Source organism: Xanthomonas chitinilytica (assembly GCF_026107455.2).
GTDB classification, from domain to species: Bacteria; Pseudomonadota; Gammaproteobacteria; order Xanthomonadales; family Xanthomonadaceae; genus Stenotrophomonas; species Stenotrophomonas chitinilytica.
In genome coordinates this window covers 120,923-140,922 of the sequence record NZ_JAPCHY010000003.1, presented here as the reverse complement: position 1 = coordinate 140,922, position 20,000 = coordinate 120,923, and the positions used below count along the sequence as shown (strand labels likewise).

Annotated in this window: 13 protein-coding genes; 5 read left to right on the top strand and 8 right to left on the bottom strand. The window is 70.9% G+C overall.

Translation table 11 applies throughout. The annotated features are described in order from the left end of the window. Positions 1 to 32: 32 nt before the first annotated feature. The 3 genes from OK345_RS04565 to OK345_RS04555 form a co-directional block, all read right to left on the bottom strand. Positions 33 to 2,891 carry a diguanylate cyclase gene (locus OK345_RS04565; protein WP_425510950.1) on the bottom strand — a complete coding sequence of 953 codons (2,859 nt, stop codon included), beginning with the start codon at positions 2,889 to 2,891 and terminating at the stop codon, positions 33 to 35. Between the two features lie 242 nt (positions 2,892 to 3,133). Next, entirely contained in the window at positions 3,134 to 6,301 is a 3,168-nt protein-coding gene (locus OK345_RS04560) for an efflux RND transporter permease subunit (RefSeq protein WP_265126741.1), read from the bottom strand. A 4-nt stretch (positions 6,302 to 6,305) separates the two neighbouring features. Beyond that, entirely contained in the window at positions 6,306 to 7,427 is a 1,122-nt protein-coding gene (locus OK345_RS04555) for an efflux RND transporter periplasmic adaptor subunit (protein WP_265126740.1), read from the bottom strand. Between the two features lie 117 nt (positions 7,428 to 7,544). Between OK345_RS04555 and OK345_RS04550 the strand changes: the two genes are divergently transcribed. From OK345_RS04550 to OK345_RS04540, 3 genes are all read left to right on the top strand, one after another. Then, positions 7,545 to 8,207 (top strand): TetR/AcrR family transcriptional regulator, encoded by a 663-nt coding sequence (locus OK345_RS04550; protein WP_265126739.1) that lies wholly within the window; start codon positions 7,545 to 7,547, stop codon positions 8,205 to 8,207. Positions 8,208 to 8,338: 131 nt separating this feature from the next. Beyond that, positions 8,339 to 8,986 carry a protein-L-isoaspartate O-methyltransferase family protein gene (locus OK345_RS04545; RefSeq protein ID WP_265126738.1) on the top strand — a complete coding sequence of 216 codons (648 nt, stop codon included), beginning with the start codon at positions 8,339 to 8,341 and terminating at the stop codon, positions 8,984 to 8,986. 20 nt (positions 8,987 to 9,006) lie between these two features. Further along, complete coding sequence (locus OK345_RS04540; RefSeq protein ID WP_265126737.1) at positions 9,007 to 10,374, top strand: TolC family outer membrane protein; 1,368 nt, start codon at positions 9,007 to 9,009, stop codon at positions 10,372 to 10,374. 648 nt (positions 10,375 to 11,022) lie between these two features. Here OK345_RS04540 and waaA read toward each other — a convergent pair. After that, a complete protein-coding gene (gene waaA, locus OK345_RS04535) occupies positions 11,023 to 12,324 on the bottom strand; it encodes a lipid IV(A) 3-deoxy-D-manno-octulosonic acid transferase (RefSeq protein ID WP_265126736.1) in 1,302 nt (433 codons plus the stop codon). Positions 12,325 to 12,422: 98 nt separating this feature from the next. Here waaA and OK345_RS04530 point away from each other — a divergent pair, with 98 nt between their 5' ends. Beyond that, a complete protein-coding gene (locus OK345_RS04530) occupies positions 12,423 to 13,355 on the top strand; it encodes an LpxL/LpxP family Kdo(2)-lipid IV(A) lauroyl/palmitoleoyl acyltransferase (protein ID WP_265126735.1) in 933 nt (310 codons plus the stop codon). An 83-nt stretch (positions 13,356 to 13,438) separates the two neighbouring features. Here OK345_RS04530 and OK345_RS04525 read toward each other — a convergent pair whose 3' ends face one another. The 4 genes from OK345_RS04525 to OK345_RS04510 form a co-directional block, all read right to left on the bottom strand. Next, positions 13,439 to 14,758, bottom strand: coding sequence for an O-antigen ligase family protein (locus tag OK345_RS04525; RefSeq protein WP_265126734.1), 1,320 nt, complete (start codon positions 14,756 to 14,758; stop codon positions 13,439 to 13,441). After that, entirely contained in the window at positions 14,739 to 15,851 is a 1,113-nt protein-coding gene (locus tag OK345_RS04520; RefSeq protein WP_265126733.1) for a glycosyltransferase, read from the bottom strand. Before OK345_RS04520 ends, OK345_RS04525 begins: the two co-directional genes overlap by 20 nt. 15 nt (positions 15,852 to 15,866) lie before the next feature. After that, positions 15,867 to 16,064 carry a zinc-finger domain-containing protein gene (locus OK345_RS04515; RefSeq protein WP_265126732.1) on the bottom strand — a complete coding sequence of 66 codons (198 nt, stop codon included), beginning with the start codon at positions 16,062 to 16,064 and terminating at the stop codon, positions 15,867 to 15,869. A gap of 147 nt (positions 16,065 to 16,211) precedes the next feature. Then, a complete protein-coding gene (locus OK345_RS04510; RefSeq protein ID WP_265126731.1) occupies positions 16,212 to 18,503 on the bottom strand; it encodes an NADP-dependent malic enzyme in 2,292 nt (763 codons plus the stop codon). A gap of 208 nt (positions 18,504 to 18,711) precedes the next feature. On the opposite strand from OK345_RS04510, the gene OK345_RS04505 reads away from it, so the two are divergent. After that, the gene (locus tag OK345_RS04505) at positions 18,712 to 19,980 is read left to right on the top strand and encodes an amino acid deaminase (protein ID WP_265126730.1); all 1,269 of its coding nucleotides are present in this window, start codon (positions 18,712 to 18,714) and stop codon (positions 19,978 to 19,980) included. Positions 19,981 to 20,000: the final 20 nt, after the last annotated feature.

Below are 20,000 nucleotides of genomic sequence, written 5' to 3'. Positions count from 1 at the left end.
AGGGACACCGGTAACGGCTTCGTCGACCGTCCTCAACCCAGCACGCGGTTGCGGCCCTCGCGCTTGGCCCGGTACAGCTCGCGGTCGGCCGCGGCCAGCAGCGTGCGCGCGGTGTCCTGCCCCGGCTTCACGCAGGCCACGCCGATGCTGACCGTCGCCGTCAGCAACACCCCGTCCGGCGACGGGATCCGCAACGCGGCGATGCGTTCGCGCACGTCGGCCAGGTAGCGCAGCGCCGGTTCCATCGCGGTCGACTCCAGCACCAGCAGGAACTCTTCGCCACCATGGCGCGCGGCGAAGGCCATGTCCGCCGCGCCCGGCTCGCAACGCAACACCGCCGCCACCTGCTGCAGTACCTGGTCGCCCACTTCGTGGCCGTGCTCGTCGTTGATGCGCTTGAAGTGGTCCACGTCCATCAGCGCCACGCACAACGGCGCGCCGGTGGCCAAGGCCTGGCGCAGCGCCTGCTGCAGGCGCTGGTCGGCCGCGCGCCGGTTCGGCAGGCCGGTCAATACATCGTGGGTGGCCTGGTGGGCGAGCTTCTGCAGCAACGCATCGTGTTCGCGGCCGGCCGCTTCCAGCGCACGGTTCTTCTCGCGCAGCTCCTCGGTACGCTCGGCAATCACCCGGTTAAGTTTGCGCTGGCGGTTGCGGTAGCTGGCGGTGCGCAGCCAGAAGCCGAGTACCACCGCTCCCAGCACCAGCAGCGCGGCCAGCACCCGCCAGGACGTGCGCTGCCACAGCGGCGGGACCACCTCCAGCACCATCGAGGTCGAGCCGACCTCCTCCTGCCGCGCCCAGTCCAGCGGCAGCGACATCGCCTGCACTTCCAGCTGGTAACGGCCGGGCGGCAGGTTGGTATAGACCGCCTCGGTGCTGCTGCCGGCATCCACCCAATCGTTGTCGAAGCCTTGCAGCCGGTAGCGGTAGCGCAGCTTGTCCGGCGCGCGGAAACTCAGCGCGGCGTAGCCGATCGCGACCCGGCTGGTGCCGGCGTCGAGGCGATGGCTGGACAACGGCGGCTGCACGTTGCCGTCCACGGCCATGCTCTCGAACACCACCGGCGGCACCCTGCGGTCATGGCGGCCGGCGATGTCCGGATCGATCAGCGCCAGCCCGGCCGAGGTCGGGAACAGCAGCGCGCCGTTGCTGGCGCGCCAGCCGGCCGGCATCGAGGCGCCATTGCCCTGGCTGCCGGGCATGCCGTCGCTGTGATCGACCACGTGCACCGCCAGCAGGCGGCGCTTGCCGGCGTCGAGCTGGTCGAAATCGCCGCGCGCGACCCGGAACACGCCCTGGTTGCTGGACAACCACAGGTTGCCGTTGTGGTCGTCGATGATGCGGAACACCTTGTCGCGCGGCAGGCCGTGGCGATGGTCGTACACCCGCAGCCGTTCGCCGCGCATGCGCAGCAGCCCGCGGTCGCTGGCGATCCACAGGTCGCCGCCGGGGTCGCGCAGGAAATCGAACACGTACTGCGCCGGAATGTCCTCGCCCGCCTTCCAGTGGCGCAGGGTGCCGTCGCCATCCAGCGCCGCCATGCCACCGGTGGTGCCGATCCACAGGGTCCCGCCATCGTCGCGGTACAGCACCTGCACCACCGCCAGGGTCGACCCCTCGCTGTCCAGGTAGGCGTCGACGCGGCCGTCATGGTGGCGGGACAACCCCTGGGTACCGCCGATCCACACGCCGCCGTCGGCGTCGGGCAGCAGCGCGCGCACGATCGGCTGGGCACCGTTGCCGACCGGAATCCGCTCCAGCACCCGCCCCTGCAGGTCGAGCCGGAACACGCCGCGGTCGTAGGTACCGGCCCACACCACGCCGTCGCGGTAGGCCAGCGACAGCACCGAGGTGTCGCGGGCCAGCCCGGGCGTGAGCCTGATCGCCTGCATGCGGCCGTGATGCCAGCGGTCGAGGCCGTTGGCGTGGCCGATCCAGAGCGCTCCATCGTCGCTCTGCAGTACCGTGCGGACGTAATCGCTGCCCAGCCCGTCGCTGCGGGTGAAGCCGGTGGCGGCGCCTTCGGCCACCCGGTACAGGCCATCGGTACTGCCCACCCACACCAGGCCTTCGCGGTCCTCGAACAGGGCCGGGCTGACCGCGCCGGGGACCGGCAGGCGCTGGCTGCTTCCCGCGGCATGGCGCTGCAGGGTGCCGATCGACAGGTTCATCCATACCGCGCCCAGGCGGTCGCGGACCACCGCATCGACCCGCTGCCCGGCCTGCAGGCGCTCGTGGCGTCCATCGGCATGCCGCCAGTGGACGCCGTCGTCGCCGGCCACCAGCCAGCCGCCTTCGCCATCGTCGGCCAGGTCGCGCACCGCAACCGTGCCGGCCCAGTCCGTGCCCCACGGTTCGGCCTTGCCCTCGTGCAGGCGGAACAGCCCCGATTCGGTACCGACCAGCAGCGCATCGTCGTGTTCGCCCCGCGCCAGCGCGGTGATGCGCGCCGCCGGCAGTCCGGCGGCGCTGCCGGCTTCCTGCAGGCGGCCGTCGCGCTCCATCCGCAGCAGGCGGTTGGCCGAGGCGATCCACAATGCGCCATCGTGGCCGCGCAGCATCCCGGTGACCGCGAGCCGCCGCGCGGCGGGTTCGCCCAGGTGCTGCCAGCGGCCTTCGTGGTAGCGGAACACGCCATCGGCGGCGGTGCCGAACAGCACGCCGCCGTCGGCTTCGGCGACGATGCTGAATACGCCGGACAACTCGGCACCGGGCGTGTTCTGGCGGTCGAACACGGTGAAGCCGCGGCCGTTGAAGCGGACCACGCCTTCCCAGGTCCCGATCCACACGAAGCCGTCGCGGTCCTGGGCGATGGCATGCACCAGGTTGTGCGGCAGGCCGTCTTCCATGGTCCAGCCGCTGACGGTGTAGTGGCGGCCGTCGCCGGCCATGGCGGGCGACAGTCCCGCCAGCAACAGGCATGCCAGCAGCAGGGGCGCCGCCAACAGGCAACGGCCGGCCTGCAGCCAACGGCCGCGGCAGGTCGCCGCTCCAGCGATGTCATTGCGACCGATCGGCAAACCCGTCCCCCTGGCGACCGCGTCGGACAACCAGTTCCTTCTCCGGGGACCTAATCTATCACCGGCACCGGCAGGCGCCTGTCAGGGAGCCCCCGACAGGCGCTGCCGGGGGCTCAGGACGCGGCCTCGTCCGGCCGCACCCGGAACCAGGCCGCGTACAGCGCCGGCAGGAACACCAGGGTCAGCACCGTGCCGACGATCAGCCCGCCCATGATCGAGATCGCCATCGAGCCGTAGAACGCGCTGCGCGAGAGCGGGATCATCGCCAGCACCGCCGCCAGCGCGGTCAGCACGATGGGGCGGAAGCGGCGCACGGTGGCGTCGATGATGGCGTGCCAGCGGTCGTGGCCGGCGTCGATGTCCTGCTGGATCTGGTCCACCAGGATCACCGAGTTGCGCATGATCATGCCGGCCAGGGCGATGGTGCCGAGCATCGCCACGAACCCGAACGGCACCCGGAACAGCAGCAGGAACAGGGTGGCGCCGATGATCCCCAGCGGCGCGGTGACCAGCACCATCGCCGCGCGCGAGAAGCTGCGCAGCTGCAGCATCAGCAGCGTCGCCACCACGATCAGGAACAGCGGCATGCCGGCCTTGATCGAGTCCTGGCCGCGCGCCGAGTCCTCCACCGTGCCGCCGGTCTCCAGCAGGTAGCCGCTGGGCAGCGCAGCGCGGATCGGCTCCAGCGTCGGCAGGATCTGCGCCACCACGCCCGGCGGCAGCATGCCGTCGCCGATGTCGGCGCGTACCGTCACCGTCGGCAGGCGGTTGCGGTGCCAGATGATGCCGTCCTCGAAGGCGTATTCCAGCGTGGCCACCTGCGCCAGCGACACCGCGGTGCCGCCGGCGGTGGGAATGGCCAGGCTGGCGAGCATGTCCAGCTGCGCGCGCTCCTCGTCCGGACCGCGCAGCAGCATCTCGATCTGGCGGTTGCCCTCGCGGTAGGCGCTCACGCTCATGCCCGACAGCGAACTGGACAGGAACTGCGCCACCTGCGCGCTGCTCACGCCCAGCGCGCGGGCGCGGTCCTGGTCGATCTGCAGCCGCACCACCTTGCTCGGCTCGCTCCAGTCCAGGTTGACGTTGGCCACGTGCGGGTTCTGCCGCACCTTGTCGGCCACCTCGCGGGCGATGGCCTGCACCTTTTCGACATGCTCGCCGGAAATCCGGAACTGCACCGGGTAGCCCACCGGCGGCCCGTTCTCCAGCCGCGTCACCCGCATCTGCACGTCGGGGAACTGCGGCACCACCTCGCGCAGCAGCCAGTCGCGGGTCTGCTCGCGCGCGTGGATGTCCGCGGCCAGCACCACGAACTGGGCGAAGTTGGTCGCCGGCAGCTGTTGGTCCAGCGGCAGGTAGAAGCGCGGCGAACCGGTGCCGACGTAGGCGACGTAGTTGGCGATGCCCTCGCGCTGCTCCAGCAGCGCCTCGAACTTGGCCACCTGCGCCTGGGTCGCGCGCAGCGAGGCACCTTCGGCCAGCTCGATGTCCACCATCAGCTCGGGCCGGGTCGAATCCGGGAAGAACTGCTGCGGCACGAAGCGGAACATCACCAGCGAGAACACGAACAGGCCGACGGTGGCGAAGATCACCAGCCAGCGCCGGCGCAGGCATGCATCCAGGAAGCGGCGGAAGGCGCGGTAGAACGGCCGCTGGTACGGGTCGTGGTCATGCCCGTGCCCGTGCTGGGCCGGCGCGACCAGGTTGGCCAGCGCCGGATGGCGGTCGGCCCACCGCTGGCGGCGGGCGCGCCAGCGCGCGGCCAGGCTGCCCGGCCTGGGCGGCTGCGGATTGAACAGGTCCGGCAGCATCTTGTCGCCCAGGTAGGGGATGAACAGCACCGCGGCGATCCACGACACCACCAGCGCGATGGTCACCACCTGGAACAGCGAGCGGGTGTATTCGCCGGTGCTCGAGGCCGCGGTGGCGATCGGCAGGAAGCCGGCGGCGGTGATCAGGGTGCCGGTCAGCATCGGGAACGCGGTCGATTCCCAGGCGAAGCTGGCCGCGCGCAGGCGGTCGTAGCCCTGCTCCATCTTGGTGGCCATCATCTCCACCGCGATGATCGCATCGTCCACCAGCAGGCCCAGCGCCAGCACCAGCGCGCCGAGCGAGATCTTGTGCAGGCCGATGTCGAACTGGTGCATGACGAAGAACGTCATCGCCAGCACCAGCGGGATGGTCACGCCCACCACCAGGCCGGTGCGCAGGCCCAGCGAGAAGAAGCTGACCAGCAGCACGATCACCACCGCCTCGGTCAGCACCTTGACGAACTCGCCCACCGAGTCCTTCACCGCATGCGGCTGGTCGGACACCTTGCGCAGCTCCATGCCGGCCGGCAGCGTCTTCTGCAGCCGCCCGAACTCGGCGTCCAGCGCCTTGCCCAGGCGGAGGATGTCGCCGCCGTCCTTCATCGCCACCGCCAGGCCGATGGCGTCCTCGCCCATGAAGCGCATCTTCGGCGCGGCCGGATCGGCGAAGCCGCGCTTCACCTCGGCGATGTCGCCCAGGCGCACGGTGCGGTCGCCGGCGCGGATCGGGAAGGCGCGGATGTCGTCCACGCTGTCGAACTGGCCGCTTACCCGCAGCTGCACGCGATCGCTCGGCGTCTCGAAGAAGCTGGCGGCGGCCACCGCGTTCTGCTCGGACAACGCCTGCTGCACCGCCTGCATCGGCACCCCGAGCGTGGCCAGCTTGGTATTGGACAGCTCGATCCAGATCTTCTCGTCCTGCAGGCCGATCAGGTCGACCTTGCCGACATCGTCCAGCCGCTGCAGTTCCAGCTGGATGCGGTCGGCGTAGTCGCGCATCACCGCGTAGTCGAAGCCCTGGCCGGTCAGCGCGTAGATGTTGCCGAAGGTGTCGCCGAACTCGTCGTTGAAGAACGGCCCCACCACCTCGCGCGGCAGCGAGGAGCGGATGTCGCCCACGCGCTTGCGCACCTGGTACCAGAGCTCGGGGATGTCCTTCGAGCGCATGCTGTCGCGGGCCATGAAGATCACCTGCGACTCGCCCGGGCGCGAGTACGAGCGGATGAACTCGTACTGCCCGGTGTTCATCAGCGCCTTCTCGATCGGCTCGGTCACCTGCCGCGAGACCTGCTCGGCGGTGGCGCCCGGCCACATGGTCTGCACCACCATCGCCTTGAAGGTGAACGGCGGGTCCTCGGACTGGCCCAGGTGCCGGTACGACCAGGTGCCGATCACGGCGAAGGCCAGCATCGCGAACAGCACCAGCGGCCGGTTGCCCAGCGCCCACTCGGAGAGATTGAAGCGGCGCACGCGCTTACTCCTTGTCCGCGGCAGGCGTGGCCGGCGCCAGCACCGGCCGGTTCTGGCGATCCACCGCCGTCACCGGCTGGTCCTCGCGCAGCAGGTGGCCGCCACCGGCCACCACCCAGTCGCCGGCCTCGACTCCGGACAGCACCGGCACCGTTTCGGCGCCGTAGGCCCCGACCTGCACCTGCCGCGACTTCAGCGTGGCGCTGGCCGGGTCCACCACCCACACGCTGGCCTTGCCCTGCCCGTCCTGCTGGATCGCCGCCAGCGGCAGCTGCAATGTGCCGTCCTTGCCGCTGGCCGCATGGACCTTCGCGCTCTGGCCCAGTTCGACCGCATCCAGCGCCTCCGGCGCCAGGCTGACGCGGGTGGCATAGGTGCGCGCCTGCGCATCGGCCGCCGGCGCGATCTCGCGGATGGTGCCGGGCCAGCGCCGGCCCGGCGCATTCCACAGCTCCACCTGCACTTCCTGGCCCACGGCGAAATCGCCGATGCCGCTTTCCGGCAGCGCGATGGCCACCTCGCGGGCGCCATCGGCGGCCAGCGTATAGATGGTCTGCCCGGCCGCCACCACCTGCCCGGCCTCGGCCTGGCGGCTGGCGATCACGCCGTCGGCCGGCGCCCGCAGCTGCGCGTAGCCGGCCTGGTTGCGGGCCACGTCCAGGTTCGAGCGCGCGGCATCGGCCTGTCCCTGCGCCGCCTTGTAGGCCGCCGCCTGCGCTTCCAGCGCCGACTGGCTCACCAGTTGCTGCGCGGCCAGCGCCTGGTAGCGCTTGTGGTCGTCGCGCGCGCGCTCCAGGTCGGCCTGCGCGGCGGCGTACTGTGCCTGCGCCGCCCGCGCCCGCAGTTCGTAGTCCGATACATCGAGCTCGGCCAGCAGCTGGCCCTTGCGCACGCGCTGGCCGGCGTCGACGTGACGCCGCAGCAGGTTGCCGCCCACCTGGAACGACAGCGGGCTTTCCTCGCGCGCCCGCACCTCACCGGGATAGGCCGACAGGCCCTGGCCCACCGCGGCCTGCGGGTGCACCACCAGCACCGGCACCGCGGCCGCCTGCGGCGCCTGGCGGTCGCCGCAGGCGGTCAACGCGATCAGGAACAGACTGCCGCCAATCCATCGGAAGTTTTTCATCGGACACCGGAAGAGATATGTGTGGAGGAGATCGCGGCGCGACGGAGAAACACCGCCGCGCATACTGAACCGACCGGTATAGTATAAATATCGAACCGATTGGTCTAGTATTGACCCATGTCACGTAAAGCTCCCGTCCCCGCTCCGGAAAAGCCTGCCGCCAGGGCCAGCGGTCCCGGCCGGCCGAAGGACCTGGGCAAACGCGCCGCCATCCTCGATGCGGCCAAGGAAATGTTCGTCGAGCTGGGCTTCAACGGCGTGAGCATGGACGGCATCGCCGCCCGCGCCGGCGTCTCCAAGCTCACCGTCTACAGCCACTTCGGCGACAAGGAAGCGCTGTTCCTCGAGGCGGTCCAGGCCAAGTGCGTGGAGATGATGCCCGACGCGCTGTTCGTGACCGACGCCGAAGGTCCGCTGCGCGACCAGCTGCTGGGCATCGGCGAGGCGTTCTTCACCCTGGTCAGCAGCGATGCCGCCATCGCCACCCAGCGCATGATGATGTCGCCGGACACCGACGACCGCGTGCGCGAGATGTTCTGGCGCGCCGGCCCGCGGCGCACCCACCAGGCGCTGGCCGACTTCCTGCGCGCCCGCGTGGCCGCCGGCGAACTGGACATCGACGACGTCGACCAGGCCGCGCACCAGTTCTTCTGCCTGGTCAAGGGCGAACTGCACACCCACATGATGTGCGGCCTGTGCACGCAGCCGGCGCCCCCGGACGCCCGCGCGCATGTCCGGACCACGGTCGATTTCTTCCTCCGCGCCTATGCGCGGCGGTAGCAACCTGAATGGACCGGAGGTCGCGATGACTTCCGGCACTGCGCCCCCGGCACGGCGGCAGCGATGCTTGCCACGCGCCGCCGGCTCCCGGCACCGGTAAAATGGCCGGCCCACTGCGCTGGAAAGACCCCATGACGATCGATTATTCCCAAGCCCGCGAGATGATGGTTGAGCAGCAGATACGTCCCTGGGACGTGCTGGACCTGCGCGTGCTCGATGTACTTGCACGGCTGCCGCGGGAAGCGTTCGTCGCTCCGTCGCACCGGGCCCTGGCCTATGCCGACCTGGAACTGCCGCTGGGCCACGGCCAGAAGATGATGAAGCCGGTGGTCGAAGGCCGCATGCTGCAGGCGCTGGACCTGCAGCCGAGCGACGAGGTGCTGGAGATCGGCACCGGCAGCGGCTTCATCAGCGCCTGCCTGGGCCAGCTGGCGCGGGAAGTGCTGAGCCTGGAGATCGAGCCGGAGCTGGCCGCCGGCGCGCGCGCGCGGCTCGACGCCGTCGCCCTGGGCAGCAACATCCGCATCGAGACCGCCGACGCGCTGGCCTGGACCAGCGAGCGCCGTTTCGACGCCATCTGCATCACCGCCGCGGTCGACCGCGTGCCGCCGCAGTTCCTGCAGTGGCTGCGTCCCGGCGGCCGCCTGTTCGTCGTCCGCGGCCACTCGCCGGTGATGGAAGCGGTGCTGGTCCACGCCGACGGCAACACCGAATCGCTGTTCGAAACCGATATCGCCTACCTGCGGGGCGCTGCTCCGACACCGCAGTTCCAACTCTGAAAAAGTCCAAGGAAGCCGCAATGATCCGCCGATCCCTCGTTCTTGCGCTGGCCGCCGCCCTCTCGCCCCTGACCGTCCAGGCCGCCGACCTGCTGCAGGTCTACGAGATGGCCCGCAACGGCGATCCGCAGCTGGCCGCCGCCGAGTCCACCCGCCTGTTCAACAAGGAAGGGCAGGTGCAGGCGCGCGCCGCGCTGCTGCCGCAGCTCAACGGACAGGCGACGCTCGGCCGCACCCGCACCGAGGCCGACGGCTTCAGCGGCACCGCCACCACCAAGCGCCGCAACTACACCGTGGAAGGCAGCCAGACGCTGTTCAACTGGAGCCAGTTCGCCAACCTGCGCGCCCAGCGCGACATCAGCAAGGCGGCCGACTTCACCCTGGACTCGGCCAACGACGAGCTGATCGTGCGCACCGCGGCCACCTACTTCAACGTGCTGGTGGCGATCGAATCGCTGAGCGCGGCGCAGACCAACGAAGCGGCGGCCAAGAAGCAGTTCGACTACGCCGACAAGCGCCTGGAAGTGGGCCTGGCGCCGATCACCGACGTGCACGAAGCGCGCGCCCAGTACGACCAGGCCCGCGCCGACACCATCCTGGCGCAGAACGCGCTGGAGGATGCCTACCAGGCGCTGGCCGAGCTGACCGGGCAGCCGGTGCGCAACCTGCGCGCGCTGCCGGACGACTTCCGTCCGGAACTGCCCGCCAACCGCGGCAACATCGACCAGCTGGTTGCCGAGGCGGTGGAGCAGAACCCGGCGCTGAAGGCGCAGCAGCTGCAGGTCAGCGCCGCCGAGGCCAGCGTCGCGGCGGCCCGCGGCGGCCACTACCCGACGCTGTCGCTGGGCGGCAGCTGGGGCAAGGCGGCGACCTGGGGCGACGCCACCGGCGGCAGCGCGCTCAATCCCGACACCACCACCAACTCGGTCGGCCTGACCCTGAGCGTGCCGATCTTCGCCGGCGGCGCCACCCAGTCCGGCGTGCGCCAGGCCCTGGCCCAGCGCGACATCGCGCAGGACACCTACGAGCAGCAGCGCCGCGCGCTGGACCGCAACACCCGCAACGCCTACCAGACCCTGGTGGCCGGCATCAGCGAAGTGGAAGCGCGCCGACTGGCGGTGGTCTCGGCGCAGAGCGCCTACGACGCCTCGCAGGTCGGCCTGGAAGTGGGTACCCGCACCGTGCTGGACCTGGTGCAGAACCAGCGCACCCTGTTCGCCGCGCAGCTCAACTACGCCCAGGCCCGCTACAGCTTCCTGCAGAGCCGGTTGCAGCTGAGCCAGGCGGTCGGCGCGCTGGACATCGACGAGGTGCAGGAGATCAACCGCCTGCTGACCGAGGACGCCGAGGCCAAGCTGCAGCCGGCTTCGGCCATCACCACGCCCTGATCCGGCGGGCGGCTTCCGCCCCCGCGAAAGGGAAAAGGAAAGGCGGACTCCGGTCCGCCTTTTTCTTGGTTCTTCGCTCGTCCCCGGAGAACACAATGCCGGTTGCCGCTCGAAAAGCTCGCGACTCACGTCGCCGCTGCGGGAGCGGGGGGCGTTGTAGGGGCGACGTGAGTCGCGACCGATGCACCGCCGGCCGCACCGGATTCAGCCGCCTGCCGGGCGAGGACGCGGAGGCCAGGCTGCCGGCCACCACAAGGCGGACTCCGGTCCACCTTCCCTGGCTCTTCGCCCGTCCGGGGAGAACACAGTGCCGGGTTGCCGCTCGAGAAGCTCGCGACTCACGTCGCTTCTGCAGGAACGGGGGTGCATTGTAGGAGCGACGTGAGTCGCGACCGGTGCGCCGCCGGCCGCACCGGATTCAGCCGCCTGCCGGGCGAGGACGCCGAGGCCAGGCTGCCGGCCACCACAAGGCGGACTCCGGTCCGCCTTCCCTGGCTCTTCGCCCGTCCGGGGAGAACACAGTGCCGGGTTGCCGCTCGAGAAGCTCGCGACTCACGTCGCTCCTGCAGGAACGGGGGTGCATTGTAGGAGCGACGTGAGTCGCGACCGGTGCGCCGCCGGCCGCGCCGGATGCTCGTGCCCGCCGTTTCAGTCGTCGTGCGGCGGCGGCAGTTCCGGCCCGATCAGCGCCAGCGTCTTCTGCAGCGCGCCGCGACCGTTGGCCACCAGCGCGCAGCCGGCCTCGGCCATCCGCGCCCGGGCCTGGCCGTCGTCGAGCAGCCGCTGCAACGCCGTGGCGACGGCCTCGGCGTCCTCGCAGATCTCCACCGCGCCGGCCTCGCGCATGCGCCGCGAGATCTCGGCGAAGTTGTGCAGGTGCGGGCCGGTCACCGACGGAGTACCCATCGCCGCCGGTTCCAGCAGGTTGTGGCCGCCGATCGGCTGCAGGCTGCCGCCGACGAAGGCGACCTGGGCGCAGCCGTAGAACGACATCAGCTCGCCCAGGGTATCGATCACGAACACCCCGGTATCGGTCGCCGGCCACTGCTGCTGGCGACGGGTGGCGACCTCCCAGCCCTGTTCGCGCGCCAGCGCCTCGACCCGCGCGAACCGCTCCGGATGGCGCGGCGCCCACAGCAGCAGCAGGTCCGGGTGGCTGCGCAGCAGCGTGCGGTGGATCTCCACCACCGCCGCCTCCTCGCCTTCGTGGGTGCTGGCGGCGATCCACACCGGCCGCGTCGCCGGCACGTGGGCGTGGAAGGCGTCGATGAACGCCTGCGGCCGCACGGTGCCGATGTCGAACTTGAGGTTGCCCAGCGCCTGCACCTGTTGCGGGCGTGCGCCCAGCTGCACGAAGCGCGCGGCGTCGTCCTGCGATTGCGCCGCCACGCAGGTGACGGTGCGCAGCGCGCGGCCGATCAACGCCCGCAACAGGCGGTAGCCGCGCAGCGAGCGCGCCGACAGCCGCGCGTTGAGGATGTAGACCGGGATCCGGCGGTCGCGGCAACCGAACAGCATGTTCGGCCACAGCTCGGTCTCCAGGATCAGCGCCAGGCTCGGCTTGAAGTGGCCGAGGAAGCGGCCGACGCTGCCCGGCACGTCGTAGGGCAGGTACACATGGTCGACCGCCTCGCCCCACAGCGCGCGCACCCGCTCCGAACCGGTCGGGGTGATGGTGGTGATGACCCAGCGGATGTCCGGGCGCTGCTGGCGCAGCGCGTTGACCAGCGGCGCGGCGGCGTTGACCTCGCCCACCGACACCGCGTGCAGCCACACCCGCGGCTCGCCGCTGGAGCGCGGGTAGGAGGCGTAGCGCTCGTCCCAGCGCTGGAAGTATTCGCGGACCCGGAAACCGCGCCAGATCAGGTGGTAGACGGTGACCGGCAGCAACAGGTACAACACGGCCGAGTACAGGCCGCGCAGGATCCATTCGACAGGGCTTTTGCGCATCGCCGAAGGATACGGGAGCCACCGCGGGAAAGCATGCACGGACCGCCTCGCCCACGATGCGGGCAGGAGCCGGCGCGCGCATCCCTTAGAATCGGCGCATGTCCGATTCCGCCACCACCGCCTCCCGCCCGTCCCTGCTGCAGCCGCGCCACTGGCCGATGTTCCTGGCCCTGGCGGTGGCCGTGCTGCTCGCCCGCCTGCCGTGGTTCGTGCAGCGCGCGCTCGGCCGCGGCGTGGGCTGGTTCGCCTGGCGCTTCGCCGGCAGCCGCCGCCGCGCCGCCGCGGTCAACCTCAGGCTGTGCTTCCCGGAACAGGACGACGCCTGGCGCCAGCGGCTGCTGCGCGACAGCTTCGACGCGCTGGGCGTGGGCATCTTCGAGTTCGCCCGCGCCTGGTGGGGCAGCATCGACGCGATCCGCCCGCAGGTGAGCATCGAGGGCCTGGAGCACCTGCAGCGGCTCAAGGCCGAGGGCCGCGGCGTGCTGCTGGTCTCCGGCCACTTCATGACCCTGGAGATGTGCGGGCGGCTGCTGTGCGACCACGTCGAGCTGGCCGGCATGTACCGCCGCCACCGCAATCCGGTGTTCGAGTGGGCGGTCAAGCGCGGCCGCCTGCGCTACGCCAGCGCGATGTTCGCCAACGAGGACATCCGCGCCACCGTGCGCCACCTGAAGAAGGGCGGCTTCCTGTGGTACGCGCCGGACCAGGACATGCGCGGCAAGGACACGGTGTTCGTGCCGTTCTTCGGCCACATCGCCGCCACCATCACCGCCACCCACCAGTTCGCGCGCATGACCGGCTGCGCGGTGGTGCCGTACTTCCATCGCCGCGAGGGCAGCGCCTACGTGCTGAAGATCGCCCCGCCGCTGCCCGACTTCCCCAGCGACGACGTCGCGGCCGACACCGCACGGGTGAACCAGGCCATCGAGGACATGGTGCGCGAGGCGCCCTCGCAGTACCTGTGGATCCACCGCCGCTTCAAGCGCCAGCCGGGCGCGGAAGGGCGCAGCAAGTTCCACGTCTATTCGTAACCCGTAGAACCGAGCGTGCCCCGTAGAGCCGAGCTTGCTCGGCTGAAGCATTGCCGGAAGGCCCCAGCCGAGCAAGCTCGGCTCTACGGGTCGGCATCGCCGCTGCCCAGGGTGCCGGCGTACAGCGCCGCCAGCAGCAGCGTCAGCCCGCCCCAGAAGGTGGAATAGAACGCCAGGTGGGTGTTGAGCGGGAACACCGTCACCGCCAGCGCCAGCATCGCCGGCCGCGCCTGTTCGCGCACCGCGGCGGTGGCGTAGCGCCACGCGCGCCAGGCCAGCGCGACGCCGGCCAGCCACAGCAGCAGGCCGGCGATGCCGGTCTCGGCCAGGATCTCCAGCACGATCTGGTGCGCGTGCAGCGCCGGCCCCACGCCCCAGGCGACGGTCTGCGCCGGGTCCGGATCGCAGTCCGGATAGGCCTCGCGGAAGCCGCGCGCGCCGACGCCGTTGAACGGATGCCCGCGCACCATGCAGGCCGCCGCCGACCAGATCTGGCCGCGCCCGGACAGCGCCGCGTCGACTCCGGCCGCGTCGCCCTGCAACGCCATCGTGGTGCGCTCGATGCGCCCGCGCACCTGCGGCGACAGCAGTCCCACCGCCACCGCGCCGGCCACTGCCAGCGCCATCACCACCAGCAGCTGCTTGCCGCCCAGCAGGCGCCAGCCGGAGAACAGCAGCACCAGCGCATAGGTGATCCAGGAGGCACGCGAACCGGCCAGCACGATCACCACGCCCACTGCCGCCGCGGCCAGCAGCCAGCCGGCGATGCCGAAGCGGCGACCGGCGGCGAACAGCAGGAACGGCGACAGGCTGGCCAGCACCGGGCCGAGCTTCAGGTTGCAGGGGCCGAACACCCCGCTCAGGCGATCGACCACCGCCAGTTGTTCGGCAGTGCACAGGCCATGCCCGGCCATCGCCCATTTCAGCTGGTCCATCGACCAGAACAGCGGGCTGCTGCCGCCGGCGACCTGCGCCAGCGCATCCAGGGTCCACACCGCCACCACGACCGCCAGCCCGCCGAAGGTGGTCCGGCGCCGCTCCGGGGTGGCCACGGCGATGGCCGCCAGCCACAGGAACGGCAGGTAGCGCAGGCCGGCCGCGGTCTTGGACCAAGCACGGCCGGCATCGACCGCGTCGAACGCCGACACCAGCTGCGGCAGCCAATAGGCCAGGAACAGCACCGTGGTCAGCGCCCACGCCGGGCCGCTGAGCAGGCTGGCGCCGCCGCGCAGGCGCAGCTGCAGCAGCCGCACGCACGCAAACAGCGCGCCCAGCACCAGCACGCCCTCGGCCACGCCCGGCGCCGGCCACAGGGCGACGAAGGCAATCACCCAGGCCGGCGCCCAGCGCCCCGGCCGCGGACCGGTGGAAACCGGGAGATCGTCAGCTGCGGAGTTCGTCATAGACCTTCAGGGTGTCGCGTTGCATGGCCTGCAGGGTGAACGGGAGGCGCGCCGGCAGCGGCGGCGGCTCGGCCAGCAGTTGCTGCGCGCGCTCGTACAGCGCCCGCGGGTCGAACGGCGCGACCGCGCCGGAGGGTTGCAGCTGCGCCAGCAGCTCGCCCACGCCGCCCTGGTCCCAGCCCAGCACCGGACGGCCCACCGACAGCGCTTCGAGCACGGTGCGGCCGAAGGCTTCCGGCTTCTCCGACAGCTGCAGCACCAGGTCGCTGGCGGCATAGGCCTGGGCGATGCGCGCGGTCGGCGCGCTCATCAGCAGCGACCCGGCCACGCCCAGTTCGGCGGCCTGCCGCTCCAGCCCGGCGAGATAGTCCTCGCGCCCCGGCTCGCGCGCGCCCGGCATCCACAGCCGCGCCGGCACGCCGGCGGCGTGCAGCGCCGCCAGCAGCCGCAGCGCATGGGCGTGGCCCTTGAGCCGGGTGCCACGGCCGGGCAGCAGCAGCAGCGGGCCGTCGCCGGCCAGCGCCGGATACTCCCGCACCACCGCCGCGCGCGCCTGCCGGTCCGGCCGCGGCGCACGCGGGAACTGGGCGACATCGACCCCGCGCGGGATCACCCGCAGCCGTGCCGGGTCGGTGCCCGGGTAGTGCCGCAGCACGTAGTCGCGCACCGTCCGCGAGACGCAGATCACCCGCTCGCCGCCGGCCATCACCGCGCTGTAGCGGCCGGGCGAATTGAGTCCGTGCACGGTGGTGACCCAGCGCGGGCGCCGCGCCGCCGGCAGCCCGCACAGGGCATGCCAGCCCAGCCAGGCCGGCAGCCGCGAACGGGCATGGACGATGTCGGCACCGGTCTCGGCGAACAGCCGGCGCAATGCGCCGACGTGGCGCAGGGTCAGCAGCGACTTGCGGCCGATGTCCAGGGTCAGGTGTTCGGCGCCGCTGGCCAGCAGCGGCTCGAGCAGCCGCCCGCCCGCGGACACGACGATGGCCCGGTGGCCGGCGGCGACCAGGGCGGCAGCGATTTCCAGGGTGGAGCGCTCGACCCCGCCGGAGTGCAGCGCGGGCAGCAGCTGCACCACGGTCAGGCGGCGCATCGGCGCGACGCGCGCTTAGTCGGCCAGCACGAACACCGCGCCGCAGTACGGGCACGCGGCTTCGCCGTTGGGCTCGTCCTCGATCGGCAGGTACACCCGCGGATGCGAGTTCCACAGCGCCATCTCCGGCGTCGGGCAGCTCAGCGGCAGCTCGTTGCGGTGCACGGTGTAACGCTTTTCGGCGTTGGCGGGCGCGGTGGCGGTATGGCTCATGGCGATGCTTGCAGGGGAATCGGGTCGGGCAATTCTAGCAGTGGCGGGCGATTGCCGTAGGAACGACGTCAGTCGCGACAGGGGCCTTGCCGGGAAAGCCCCTGTCGCGACTGGCGTCGCTCCTGCGCAAGGCGGGAGGCGCGGCCCTCAGCCGCCCCTCTCGGCCTCCAGCTGCTTGCGGATCTGCGCATCGACCGCGGCGATGGCGGTCATGTTGAGGATCCGCCGCGAGGTGGCGCTGGTGGTGAGGATGTGCACCGGCTTGGAGATGCCCATCAGGATCGGGCCGATCGCCACGCCGTCGGTGAACACGCGCACCAGGTTGTAGGCGATGTTGGCCGCCTCCAGGTTGGGCAGCACGAACAGGTTGGCGCGGCCCTTGAGGGTGCTGTCGGGCAGCAGCTTCTGCCGCAGCGCCTCGTCCCACGCGGTGTCGCCCTGCATCTCGCCGTCCACGTTCAGGCGCGGGTTGCGCCGGAGCAGCAGCGCGCGCACTTCGCGTATCTTCAGCGCGTCCTTCGAGTCGTGGCTGCCGAAGTTGGAATGCGACAGCAGCGCCACCTTCGGCTCGATGCCGAACAGCTTCATGCGGTAGGCCGCCTGCAGCGTGGCCTCGGCGATCTGCTCGGCGGTGGGATCCTCCTTGACGTGGGTGTCGACGAAGAAGAACACGCCCTGCTGGTTGATGACGCCGGTCATCGCCGAGGTGGAGCTGACCCGCGGTTCCAGCGGGATCACGCTGCGCACGTAGCCGAGCTTCTTGTGGAAGCGGCCGACCACGCCGCTGAGCATGGCGTCGGCCTCGCCGCGCGCCACCATCACCGCCGCGATCAGGGTCGGGCGCGAGCGCATCAGGTTCTTGGCCGCGGCCACGGTGACGCCGCGGCGGCCGGTGAGGTTATGGTAGTACTGCCAGTAATCGTTGAAGCGCGGGTCGTCGTTGATGTTGGTGATGTCGAAGTCCGCTTCCGGCTTCATGCGCAGGCCCAGGCGCTGGATGCGCGCCTCGATCACGTCCGGGCGGCCGATCAGGATCGGCCGCGCCACGCCTTCGTCGACCACGTTCTGCACCGCGCGCAGCACCACTTCCTCCTCGCCCTCGGCATAGACCACGCGCTGCTTGTCGGCGCGGGCGCGGTCGTACACCGGCTTCATCATCAGGCTGGTGCGGTAGACGAACTGGCCCAGCTTCTCGCGGTAGGCAGCCATGTCCATGATCGGGCGGGTGGCCACGCCCGAATCCATCGCCGCCTGGGCGACCGCGGCGGACAGTTCGACCAGCAGCCTGCGGTCGAACGGGCGCGGGATCAGGTAGTCGCGGCCGAAGCTGGGGACGTCGTCGCCGTAGGCCGCCCCCAGGTCGGAGGCCTCGCGCCGCGCCAGCGCGGCGATGGCGCGCACGCAGGCGATCTTCATTTCCTCGTTGATGCCGGTGGCGCCCACGTCGAGCGCGCCGCGGAACAGGTACGGGAAGCACAGCGCGTTGTTGACCTGGTTCGGGTAGTCCGAACGGCCGGTGCCGATGATCGCGTCCGGGCGCGCGGCGCGCGCCGTCTCCGGCATGATTTCCGGGGTCGGGTTGGCCAGGGCGAAGATCACCGGATCCTTGGCCATGGTCCTGACCATGTCCGCGGTCAGGATGCCCGGCGCCGACAGGCCCAGGAAGATGTCGGCCCCTTCGACGATCTCGGCCAGGGTGCGCTTGTCGGTGTCGCGCGCGTAGCGCGCCTTCTCCGGGTCCAGCCCGGGACGGCCGGTGTGGATCACGCCGTCGCGGTCGAAGGCCAGGATGTTCTCCGGCCGCAGGCCCAGCGAGACCAGCATGTTGACGCAGGAAACGCCGGCCGCGCCCATGCCGGTGGTGGCCAGCTTCACGTCCTCGATCTTCTTGCCGGTGATCTCCAGCGCGTTGAGGATCGCCGCGCCGACGATGATCGCGGTGCCGTGCTGGTCGTCGTGGAACACCGGGATGTTCATGCGCTCGCGCAGCTTGCGCTCGACCACGAAGCATTCCGGCGCCTTGATGTCCTCCAGGTTGATGCCGCCGAAGGTCGGTTCCAGCGAGGCGATGATGTCGACCAGCTTGTCCGGGTCGTTCTCGTCGATCTCGATGTCGAACACGTCGATGCCGGCGAACTTCTGGAACAGCACGCCCTTGCCCTCCATCACCGGCTTGCCGGCCAGCGGGCCGATGTTGCCCAGGCCCAGCACAGCGGTGCCGTTGGTGACCACCGCCACCAGGTTGCCGCGGGCGGTCAGCTCGCTGGCCTGCTGCGGGTCGGCCACGATCGCTTCGCAGGCATGCGCCACGCCGGGCGAGTACGCCAGCGACAGGTCGCGCTGGGTCAGCATCGGCTTGGTGGCGGTGACCTTGATCTTCCCCGGCGGCGCGAGGCGGTGATAGTCGAGGGCGGCCTGCTTGAAATCTTCTGAGGACATGAATGGGGCTTGCTGTGGCTGAACCGTCGATTCTAGCGACTCGGCACCGGCATGACCGGCCGGATCCGGATACGGACAAGGGAAGACAACCGGGCCCTGCCGATGCTGCAGGGCAACATCATGCGAAAATATTTTTCATTCGCCTCTTTATCTGATACATAGACACCTCGCAAACATCTGATAATCAGCGGGATGAGGGCGCACGACATTGGCTAAAAAATTATTTCAGCACGCCCCGACACCGCTGCGCGGCAAGGGCATCGGCGCCGCCGACGCGGCGCTGACCGTGGCCGATGCCGGTGCCCAGGGCTGGTCGCTCCTTCACGAACAGGTCAGCCTGCCGGCCGCGGTACTGCGCCGTTCGGCCCTGCTGCACAACCTGGAATGGATGCGCCGCTTCGCCGAGGCCTACGGCGTGGCGCTGGCGCCGCACGGCAAGACCACGATGAGCCCGGAGCTGTTCCGGCTGCAGCTCGACGCCGGCGCCTGGGGCATCACCCTGGCCACCGCGCCGCAGGTGCACGATGCCTGCGCCGGCGGCGTGCGCCGGGTACTGATGGCCAACCAGCTGGTCGGCCAGGCCAACATGGCGATCGTCGCCGGGCTGCTGCGCGACCCGGGCATCGAGTTCTTCTGCCTGGTCGATTCGGCCGCCAACGCCGCCGCGCTGGGACGGTTCTTCTCGGCCCGCGGGCAGGCGCTGAACCTGCTGCTGGAAGTGGGCGCCGCCGGCGGCCGCAGCGGCGTGCGCGACGAAGCCCAGGCCGCGGCGGTGGTGGCCGAGATCGCACGCTGGCCCGGCACGCTGGTGCTGGCGGGGGTCGAGGTCTACGAGGGCGTGGCCGCCGACGAGACACAGGTGCGCGAACTGCTGCGGCGGACCGTCGCCTGCCTGCAGCGGTTGCGCGGCGAAGATGCGTTCGCGCGGCGGCCGGCCCTCCTGTCCGGCGCCGGCTCGGCCTGGTTCGACGTGGTCGCCGAGGAGTTCGCCGCGCTGGCACGGGACCCGGAGGTGGAGGTCGTACTGCGACCGGGCTGCTATCTCACCCACGACGTCGGCATCTACCGCGCCGCCGCGCAACGCATCCATGCCGGCAATCCGGTGGCGCAGCAGATGGGCAGCAGCCTGCAGCCGGCGCTGCAGCTGTGGGCCTACGTGCAGTCGCTGCCGGAGCCGGAACGGGCGATCGTCGGCCTGGGCAAGCGCGATGCCGCCTTCGATGCCGGCTTCCCGCTGCCCGCGCTGCACTACCGCCCCGGCTGGGATGCGCCGCAAACGGCGCCGGAGCACTGGCGCATCGGCGCGATGATGGACCAGCACGCCTTCCTCGAAGTGCGCGCCGGCGACGAGCTGCAGGTGGGCGACCTGCTGTGCTTCGACATCTCGCACCCGTGCCTGACCTTCGACAAGTGGCGGCACCTGCTGGTGGTCGACGACGACCATCGCGTGGTCGACGCGGTCTCCACGCTGTTCTGATCCGACTCCCTTCCACCGGC